This window comes from Citricoccus sp., assembly GCF_032154715.1.
GTDB lineage: Bacteria > Actinomycetota > Actinomycetes > Actinomycetales > Micrococcaceae > Citricoccus.
Window position 1 is genome coordinate 1 of the sequence record NZ_JALDXU010000118.1, and the last position, 9,127, is coordinate 9,127.

The following is a 9,127-nucleotide window of genomic DNA, read 5'->3' on the forward strand; positions in this document are numbered from 1 at the left end:
CCCAGCGCGATGATCCCGCCCAGCGAGATCCCGAGGATGACCACCGTGGAGAGCAGTCCGAGCAGCACCGGCCGGTACCCGACGCGGAGGAGGCTCTTGAGGTGCACCCCGAGGCCCAGGGCGAACATCGCCGCGGACAGCAGTAACGTCTGCAGGACCTGGACCACGTCCAGGGCCGGCTCAGGCAGCACGCCAGTGGTCCGCAGAAGCATGGCCGCCACGAAGCCGAGGACGAAAAGCGGAACGATCGGCGGGCGCTTCACCGAGGTCGCGGCACCCCCCTGCCGCCGCTGGTGGATCGACACCCCTGCCGCCATCGGCGCCAGCATCAGCACGCGGGCCAACTTCACGGTCACGGCGACGGCGAGCGCGCCACCGCCCACCGCCCCGCCGGCGGCCACCACCTGCGCGACCTCGTGGGTGGAGGCACCGATCCAAATCCCGATCGTCTCCTCCGGCAGGCCCAGCAGCCCGCCGAGAAACGGCACCAGCGGAATCATGAGCGTGCCGAACAGCACCACCAGGGCGATGGCGGTGGCGACCTCCTCCTCCTTGGCCTTGGCCACCCCGTCCATACCGGCCACCGCCGCCGCGCCACAGATGGAGAACCCGGAGGCGATCAGCAGCCGCTGAGCCGGTGAGATCCCCAGCCGGGCGCCGATCCACAGTGTCCCGAAGAACGTCACGGCCACGGACGCGACCACCACGGCCAATACCCCGAAGCCCAGGTCCAGCACCGAGGTCAGGGACACCTGCAGCCCGAGCAGCACGATCCCCGTGCGCAGCAGCCTCTTGGCCGAGATGGCCACCCCCGGCGCCAGCACCGCCGGCACCGGAACCAGGTTCCGCCACAGGGCCCCCGCCAGGATCGCCACGAGCAGCGGGCTGACGCCTGGCAGCACCTGAGCCAACCCCCAGGCGAGCCCCGCCCCGGCGAGGCAGACGGAGAGGCCGGGCAGGGCCGGCGTCGGGAACCGGCGGTGGCCCCACCACGACTTCTGCCGGTCCGCGGGGGTTGCACTGCGCTCGCCGCCGGCCCCGGGGGGCGGCGTGGGTACGGCGGAGCGGGTGTGGAGGCTGTCGGGAAAGGGCACCCCTCGACGATTCCAGCCCCGCCCGAGCAGCAGTAGCCCCCGCCGGACCAACGCGATCATATGATGGTGATATGCCCACCGCAGCAGAGCGTGGCCCTCAGCAGAACCGTGTGCCTGGTCCGGAGCACGCCCAGCAGAACGCCCCACCGCACGCCCCGCACATCGACTCGTGGCTGAACCTGACCATGCTGCGTCTGCTGGTGGGCGTCGCCGATCGAGGGAGCCTGAGTTCCTCGGCGCGGGCGGCGGGGATCGCGCAGTCCAATGCCTCCCGTTCCCTCCGGACACTCGAGCGGCGGCTGGGCTACACGCTGCTGCGCCGGTCCACCCGCGGCTCGACCCTGACGCAGGAGGGCGTGCTGACCGTCGAGTGGGCGCGCGAGGTGCTGGATGGCGTCGACCGGTTGTCCGCGGGGGCCGACGCGCTGGCCCACCGGGGGCAGGAGGAGCTGGCGATCGGGGCGAGCATGACCATCGCCGAGCACCTGCTGCCGGGCTGGATCGGGGCCTTCCGCGCGCGGCGGCCGGGCGTGGCCACTCAGCTGCGGGTGATGAACTCCGCACAGGTCATCAACGCGGTGACGGCCGGGACGGTGGCCCTGGGCTTCGTGGAGACCCCCGACCTGCCGGCGGACCTGCACGCGGCCACGGTGTTCACGGACCAGCTGGTCGTCGTCGCGGGCCCGGCGCACGCGTGGGCCCGGCGCGCCGAGCCGCTGGACCCGGCCGAGCTGGCCACCACCGCCCTGGTCGAGCGGGAGGAGGGATCCGGCACGCGTGCCTTCCTCGACCGGCTCGTGGATGACCACCGCCCGGCCCCGCTCGTGGAGCTCAACAGCAACTCGGCGATCTGCCAGGCGGTCGTGGAGGGCATCGGCCCCGCCGTCCTCTCCCGCCTGGCCGTGGAGGGCTACCTGCGCTCCGGCCAGCTCACCGAGATCCCGACGCACGGACCACAGCTCGATCGCATCCTCCAAGCCGTCTGGCGGGGCCGGCTGCCCGACGGCGGCACGGCGGCCGAGTTCCTCGAGGTCGCCCTGGGCGGCGGCCCGGGAGTCTGCCCCTCGCTAGATTCCCGGTGATCCTGACTATTCCCGGTCATGATCACCGGGAGTAGCCAGGATCGGCGGGAAAGCCGCCCTGGGCCCATGGCGTCCGGCGGTGCTCCTCCGTACCGTGAGTGGAGAAGAGCCACCGGTATCGAACGAAGACTGAACGAAGGAGGACGCATGCGCGCAGTGATCGTGCCAGCCAAGGGTGCCAAGGCAGAGGTCAAAGAGGTGATGGAGGACCAGCTGTTGGTGGGCGTCGGCGAATCCGGCACCGTGGAGCTGGATGTGCTCTACTCCAGCTACAACTACAAGGATGGCATGGCCATCAATGGCGGCGGCCGGGGCATCCTGCAGAGCTTCCCGATCATCCCGGGCATCGACATCGTCGGCACCGTGACCCGTTCCGAGGACTCGAACTGGTCCGCCGGAGACACCGTGGTGCTCAACGGGGACGGCATCGGCGAGTCCCTGCACGGCGGCTTCGCCACTCGGGCCCGGGTCCGGCCGGACGCCCTCGTGAAACTGCCTGAGGCACTGAGCCCGGAGCGGGCCGCGGCCCTCGGCACCGCGGGCTTCACCGCGATGATCTCCGTGCTGCAGCTGGAGGACGCGGGGGTGACCACGGAGTCCGGGGACGTCCTGGTGACCGGCGCCGCGGGCGGGGTCGGATCCGTGGCGGTGTCCCTGCTGGCTGGCCGTGGCTACCGCGTGGTGGCCTCCACCGGACGCGTCGAGGAGGAAGGCGATTACCTCCGCGGCCTCGGCGCCGCCGACCTGATCGACCGCCACGAGCTCTCCGACGAGCTGGGACAACCCGTACAGTCCGAGCGGTGGGCCGGGGCCGTCGACGTGGTCGGCAGCACCACCCTGGCCAACGTCCTCGCGCAGACGCAGTATGGCGGCACCGTTTCGGCGTGCGGCCTCGCCCAGGGGATGGACCTCCCCACGTCCGTCGCGCCCTTTATCCTGCGCGGGGTCACGCTCACCGGCGCGAACTCCGTCAAGGCCCCGCGGAAGCTGCGGCAACGGGCCTGGGACGCACTGGCCACGGAGCTGGACCTGGGGAAACTGGACGAGATGACCACGACGATCGGCCTGGAGGACACGATCCCCTACGCCGAGCAGATCCTGGCCGGACGCACCCGCGGGCGCACCGTCGTGGACGTCAACCGCTAGGCCGGACTACGACGGCGGCGCGGTTCAGCAGGCCGCCCGGCGCACCGCACGATCCGGGTGCGGCCCCGGCGACCGGAACCATGCCGCGGCGGCGCGGTGGCGCGGTGGCGCGGGGGCGCGGTGGCGCGGGGGCGCGGAGCAGGGTGCGCCACCGTCACCGGAGGTCGCGGAAGAACTCCGTGATCTCCCGCGCCAGCGCCTCAGGCTGCTCGAGGGCGGCGAAGTGCCCGCCGCGGTCCATCTGCGTCCAGCGGCGGAGGTCGGTGAAGTGCCGGGCGGCCAGGCTCCGCGGCGGGATGCGGATCTCGGCGGGGAAGGCGGCATAGCCGGTCGGCACCTCCACGGTGGCGCCGCCGGACAGGGGCCCGATGCCCTGGACCTGACCGCGGTACGGCCAGAAGGAGGAGGCGATGGCCCCGGTGAACCAGTACAGGGTGATGTTCGCCAGCATCCGGTCCCGGTCCACTGCCTCGAACACGTCACCGCCGTGATCCGTCCACGTGTGGAACTTCTCCCCGATCCACGCCGCCAGTCCGGCCGGGCTGTCCATCAGGGCGGCGGCGAGGGTCTGCGGCTTGGTGCCTTGGATCTGCGCGTAGGCGCCCTCCTGCCGACGCCATTCCGCGTGCTGCTCCAGGTAGCGCCGCTCCTCCTCCGTGGCCTCCTCCGCGGGAACGGAGCCCGGCAGTCCGATCAGAAAGTTCAGGTGGAGTCCCGTCAGCCGCTCCGGGTGATGGACGGCGAGGCTGGCGACGATGTGTGCGCCCACGTCCCCGCCCTGGGCGGCAAAGGTGCGGTAGCCGAGGACGTCCGTCATCAGCTCGGCGAAGACGTCGGCCATCTCCGGCACGGCGAGCCGGGGCTGCCCCGGCCGGAAGGACAGCCCGTAGCCCGGCAGGGAGGGCGTCACCACGGTGAACGCATCGGCCGGGTCTCCGCCGAAGCGGGCCGGATCGGTCAGCCGGGGGATGAGGTCCAGGAACTCGAACACCGAGCCGGGCCAGCCGTGGCTGAGCAGCAGGGGCATCGGTGCCGGCCCCTGGCCGGGGACGTGGAGGAAGTGGAGCGGAATCCCCCGCACCTCGCTGCGGAACTGCGGGAAGGAGTTCAGCTCGGCCTCCTGGGCCCGCCAATCGAACCCGTCTCGCCAGTAGTCGACCAGATCGGCCAGCCAGCCGACGTCGGTGCCGTGCTCCCACGCCTCACCCGGCGCCGGGTCCGGCAGCCGGGTGTGGGCCAGCCGCCGCTCGAGATCTTCGAGGGCGGACGCGGGAATGTGCAGGTCGAAGGGCTCGGGCTGGCGAGGGTCGTCCGTTGTCATGGCCTCAGTGTGGCGCACGGCACGTCGGGGCGCGACACCCTCTGGAGGGACGGAACACCCTGAAGGGACGGAGCACCGAATCATCGACGCCGTCCCCCCGGCGTCCCTACGATGGGCCGATGGCACCCACCCACCACACCATCGACTACGTCGAGTTCGCCGCCCCGGACCTGGACAGGGCCAAGGCCTTCTACGGAGAGGCCTTCGGCTGGGCCTTCAACGATTACGGCCCTGACTACGCGGGCATCCGGGCGCCCGAGGGCGACGGCGAGGTGGGCGGCCTGAACCCCCACGCAACCGCCGGGTCCGGCATGCCCCTGGTCATCCTCTACTCGGACGACCTCGACGCGACCGTGGAGGCGGTGCGATCGGCCGGCGGGCAGATCACCCAGGAGCCTTACGAGTTCCCCGGCGGCCGGCGGTTCCACTTCACCGATCCCGGCGGCAACGAGTTGGCGGCCTGGTCCACGTCCTGATCCACGTTCTCAGGCAGCCGGGTCTGTAGCATGCACGAGTGCCACCTTCAGATGCGCGGAACAGCGCCGTCAGCCGATCTCAGACCGCGCCCCCTCCCGCGCCTCAGATCGATCACCCGAAGGTCTCCCCTCCGGCCGTGAACCCGCGGCTGCTGGTCGCCGTGCTCGCCGCCACCGGGATCGTGGTGTCCCTGGCGCAGACTCTCGTGGTGCCGATCCTGGGGGAGCTGCCCGTCATCTTCGGCACGGACGTGGCCACCGCCTCCTGGGTGATCACCGTGACCCTGCTCGTGGGAGCCGTGAGCACGCCGGTGATGGGCCGGCTGGCGGACCTGTATGGCAAGAAACGGATGATGCTGGTGGCGGTCACCCCGTTCATCCTCGGTTCCATCGTCTGCGCCCTGGCCACGGACGTGGTGGTCATGATCCTCGGCCGCGGCCTCCAGGGCCTGGGCACCGGCATGATCCCGCTGGGCATCTCCCTGATCCATGACGTGCTGTCCCGGGAGAAGGCCGGCTCGGCCATCGCCCTGATGAGCTCGTCCATGGGAATCGGCGGCGCGCTCGGCATCCCGGTGGCCGCGGCCATCGCCCAATTCGCCAGCTGGCGAGTGCTCTTCTGGGCGACGGCGGCCATCGCCGTGGCCACGGCCGTCGCCATTGCCCTCATCGTCCCCGCACTCCGCCCCGCGGCCGGGACTGTCAGCAAGCCCGCCGGCTTCGATGTGGTCGGCGCGATCGGCCTGGCCGTCGGGCTGACCTCGCTGCTGCTGGGCATCTCCAAGGGTGCCGAATGGGGGTGGGGCAGCGTCCTGACGTTGGGCAGCCTGGGGGTGGCCGTCGTCGTGCTCGTGGCCTGGGGCGCCTACGAATGGCGCCGGCCGGGGCCGCTGGTGGACCTGCGGACCACACTGCGGCCGGTGGTGCTGCTGACCAACCTCGCCTCGGTGCTGTTCGGCTTCAGCATGTACGCGATGAACCTGATCATCCCGCAGGTGATGCAGCTGCCCGTGGACCTCGGGTACGGGCTGGGCCAGTCGATGATCCAGATGGGCCTGTGGATGGCCCCCCTGGGGCTGGGCATGATGGCCGTCTCCGGGCTCGGCGCGCGGATCAGCTACCGGAAGGGCCCGAAGCTCACCCTCACCCTGGCCGGCGTCATCATCGCCGCCGGCTACGGGGCCACCGCCCTCATCCTCGCGACCCTCGGCAGCCGCGCCCCGGGGCCCGCCGACGGCGCGACGATCCTGTGGACCCTGGTGTTGCTGTGCTGCGCGGGGGCCCTGGTCGGCTGTGGCATCGGCTTCGCCTATGGCGCCATGCCCGCCCTGATCATGAGCGCCGTGCCGGCCACGGAGAAGGCCTCGGCGAACGGGCTCAACGCGCTGATGCGCTCGCTGGGCACCACGATCTCCGCCGCCGTGATCGGCGCCCTGCTCGGGGCCCTGTCCCAGCAGGTGGCCGGCGTCCCGGTGCCCACCCAGACCGGCTTCCTGGTGGCCCTGCTGTGCGGTGCCGGCGCAGCGTTGGTGGCGGCCGGCGTCGCGGTAATGATCCCGGCGAAGGGAGGTACAGAGGGGCCGGAGCGGCCGCAGCCTTCCACCTGACGGTGTGATCCTTGACACACTTGCGGTGCTGGATCCACGATATGGCCACAGTCCGTCGGCGCTCTCCTCGCCCTGGCAACCCATCCTGGCCGTTCTCGGCGGGTTCCACGGCGAGTGAATCGCGGGTCCTCCCGCACGGCACCGCCGGAAGCCATCACTCGGGGAGGAATCATCATGTCCAGATTCAAGGACGGTGCACGGCGGCTGGCCTGCACCGTGGCGGCGGTATCCATGGTGGCGGTGGGCCTCTCGGCCCCGGCCCAGGCCGCCGGGGGAACAGCCCCGGCAGACGTGGGATCCGGCGGCGCTGAGAACTGCTCCACCCTCGCGGGGCTGGAGATCGACGCCGAACAGATCGGGGTGCCCACCTCGGGCGCCGTCGTGAACAGCGCCGAGCATGTCTCGGACGAGGCGGACGGGTCCTACTGCCAGGTGATCGGCAAGACCCTGCCGGTCGATCCGGAGGCCCCCGGCGTGACCTTCCAGGTGAATCTCCCGGACGGCTGGAACGGGAAGTCGCTGCAGTTCGGTGGCGGCGCCTTCAACGGCACCCTCGTGACCGGAACCGGGCACCACAGCCTGCAGCCGCAGGATCTCGAGACTCCGCTGGCCCAGGGTTACACGACCCTCGGCTCGGACGGAGGCCACGAGTCGGAGGCCGGCTTCGACGCCGAGTTCGCCCTCAACGAGGAATCGCTGAAGGACTACGGCCTGTACTCCATCAAGAAGGCCCATGATGTCTCCGAGATCCTCATGGACACGTACTACGGCCAGGAGTCAGAGTTCGCCTACTTCATCGGTGGCTCCCAGGGTGGCCATGAGGCGCTGGACGCCGCGGCCCGGTACCCGGACGACTACGAGGGCGTGGTGGCCAACTACCCGGCCTACAACGTCATGATGCTGCACCTGTCCTCACTGAATGCCGGCCGGGCCATGTACGCCGAGGGCGGCGAGGCGTGGCTCAGCCCGGAGGACACGGCACTGCTGACGGACACCGTCTACGAGGTGTGTGACACCGTGGAACTCGATGGCGCGGCGGACGGCATCATTTCCAACGTGGCGGGCTGCAACGAGGTCCTGACCATCGACGCGGTCGAGCAGTTGCTGGGCTGCGAGGCCGGCGCCACGGACGAGGACGCCTGCCTGACGCCGGAGCAGATCGCGGCCATCGGCACGGTCCACTCCAGCTACACCCCCGGCGTGGAGATCGCCGGGCAGACCGAGGCCAGGCGCTGGCCGATCCTGGAGGGCGCCCTCTGGCAGGCCTCGAACTTCGGGGCCGAGCCGCAGCCGTCCAATCCCCTGTCCGGCAGCGAGGGCCTGCTCTACAGCGTCGGTGCCACCAACGTGAAGTACCTGATCACCCAGGACCCGGACTATGACGCCATGGAGTTCGACCCCACGGAATGGGAGGAGCGGATCCAGGAGCTCGCGGCCATCACGGATGTCTCCGATGTGAGCCTGGAGCCCTTCTTCGACCGCGGCGGCAAGCTGCTCATGACCCATGGCACGGCGGACGACTTCATCAGCCCGCACAACTCGGATGCCTACTGGGAGCAGCAGACCGAGATCTTCGGCGAGGAGCTCGCGGACAGCGCCCGGTACTACAAGGTCCCGGGACTCGGCCACGGCTTCGGACCGTTCAACGCCACGTGGGACGGGCTGGGCGTGCTCGCCGGCTGGGTGGAGGACGGCACGGCGCCGGGCACCCTGACCGCCGAGGACGCCAATGAGGGCACGGACCGGACCCGGCCCATGTGCCAGTACCCGGCGTGGCCCGAGTACCAGGGCGCCGGCTCCGAGGACTCGGCCGACTCCTTCGAGTGCGTGACCACGGAGACGCTGGCTGACTTCACCGACAACGAGCCGTACTCCTCGTACTACGCCCCGGTGCGGTGGCTGCAGGTGGCGGGGATCACCCAGGGGTACGCCAACGGCTCCTTCGGCAAGTACCGGGACATCAGCCGCGGCGAGTCCGTGGCCTTCCTCCAACGGCACCTCGCTCCGGACGCCGAACCGGGCGACGCCACGTTCACGGATGTGCCCGAGGGCTCCACCTTCTTCACCCCGATCAGCTGGGCCGCCGGCGAGGAGATCACCCTCGGCTATGCCGACGGACAGTTCCGGCCCGGCCAGTCCGTGACCCGCGGCGAGTTCGCCTCCTTCCTCTACCGTGCCGTGGACCCGGCACACCAAGGCCCGGAGGAGAGCGAGTTCACGGACGTGGACACCACCGATACCCACTACGAGGCCATCACCTGGATGGCGTCCGAGGGCATCTCGCAGGGCTACCGTGACGGCACCTACAAGCCGCACCAGCAGATCACCCGTGCCGAGACAGCCACCCTGCTCTACCGGTACGAGTACCTGGTGGCCGGCCGGGGGTGACCCTCGCCTGGTG

The 9,127-nt window shown here is 70.8% G+C and carries 7 protein-coding genes; 5 read left to right on the forward strand and 2 right to left on the reverse strand.

All coding sequences use genetic code 11. The features are described from left to right. A partial coding sequence (locus tag RUH65_RS14320; protein WP_313818267.1) for a putative sulfate exporter family transporter occupies nucleotides 1–1,094 on the reverse strand: 1,094 nt, incomplete at its 3' end. Between the two features lie 71 nt (nucleotides 1,095–1,165). Here RUH65_RS14320 and RUH65_RS14325 point away from each other — a divergent pair. Both RUH65_RS14325 and RUH65_RS14330 read left to right on the forward strand, forming a co-directional pair. Then, complete coding sequence (locus RUH65_RS14325) at nucleotides 1,166–2,176, forward strand: LysR substrate-binding domain-containing protein (RefSeq protein ID WP_313818268.1); 1,011 nt, start codon at nucleotides 1,166–1,168, stop codon at nucleotides 2,174–2,176. A gap of 147 nt (nucleotides 2,177–2,323) precedes the next feature. Then, the gene (locus RUH65_RS14330; protein ID WP_313818269.1) at nucleotides 2,324–3,322 is read left to right on the forward strand and encodes an MDR family oxidoreductase; all 999 of its coding nucleotides are present in this window, start codon (nucleotides 2,324–2,326) and stop codon (nucleotides 3,320–3,322) included. 154 nt (nucleotides 3,323–3,476) lie between these two features. Here the strand turns inward: RUH65_RS14330 and RUH65_RS14335 are convergent, their stop codons facing one another. Further along, a complete protein-coding gene (locus RUH65_RS14335) occupies nucleotides 3,477–4,643 on the reverse strand; it encodes an epoxide hydrolase (RefSeq protein WP_313818270.1) in 1,167 nt (388 codons plus the stop codon). Between the two features lie 119 nt (nucleotides 4,644–4,762). Here RUH65_RS14335 and RUH65_RS14340 point away from each other — a divergent pair, with 119 nt between their 5' ends. The 3 genes from RUH65_RS14340 to RUH65_RS14350 all read left to right on the forward strand — a co-directional run bounded on the left by RUH65_RS14340 (nucleotide 4,763) and on the right by RUH65_RS14350 (nucleotide 9,114). After that, complete coding sequence (locus RUH65_RS14340; RefSeq protein ID WP_313818271.1) at nucleotides 4,763–5,119, forward strand: VOC family protein; 357 nt, start codon at nucleotides 4,763–4,765, stop codon at nucleotides 5,117–5,119. Nucleotides 5,120–5,256: 137 nt separating this feature from the next. Then, nucleotides 5,257–6,726: an MFS transporter gene (locus tag RUH65_RS14345; protein WP_313818272.1), complete on the forward strand. Its 1,470-nt coding sequence runs from the start codon at nucleotides 5,257–5,259 to the stop codon at nucleotides 6,724–6,726. A gap of 174 nt (nucleotides 6,727–6,900) precedes the next feature. Continuing rightward, on the forward strand, nucleotides 6,901–9,114 hold the full coding sequence (locus RUH65_RS14350) for a tannase/feruloyl esterase family alpha/beta hydrolase (protein ID WP_313818273.1): 2,214 nt from the start codon (nucleotides 6,901–6,903) through the stop codon (nucleotides 9,112–9,114). Nucleotides 9,115–9,127: the final 13 nt, after the last annotated feature.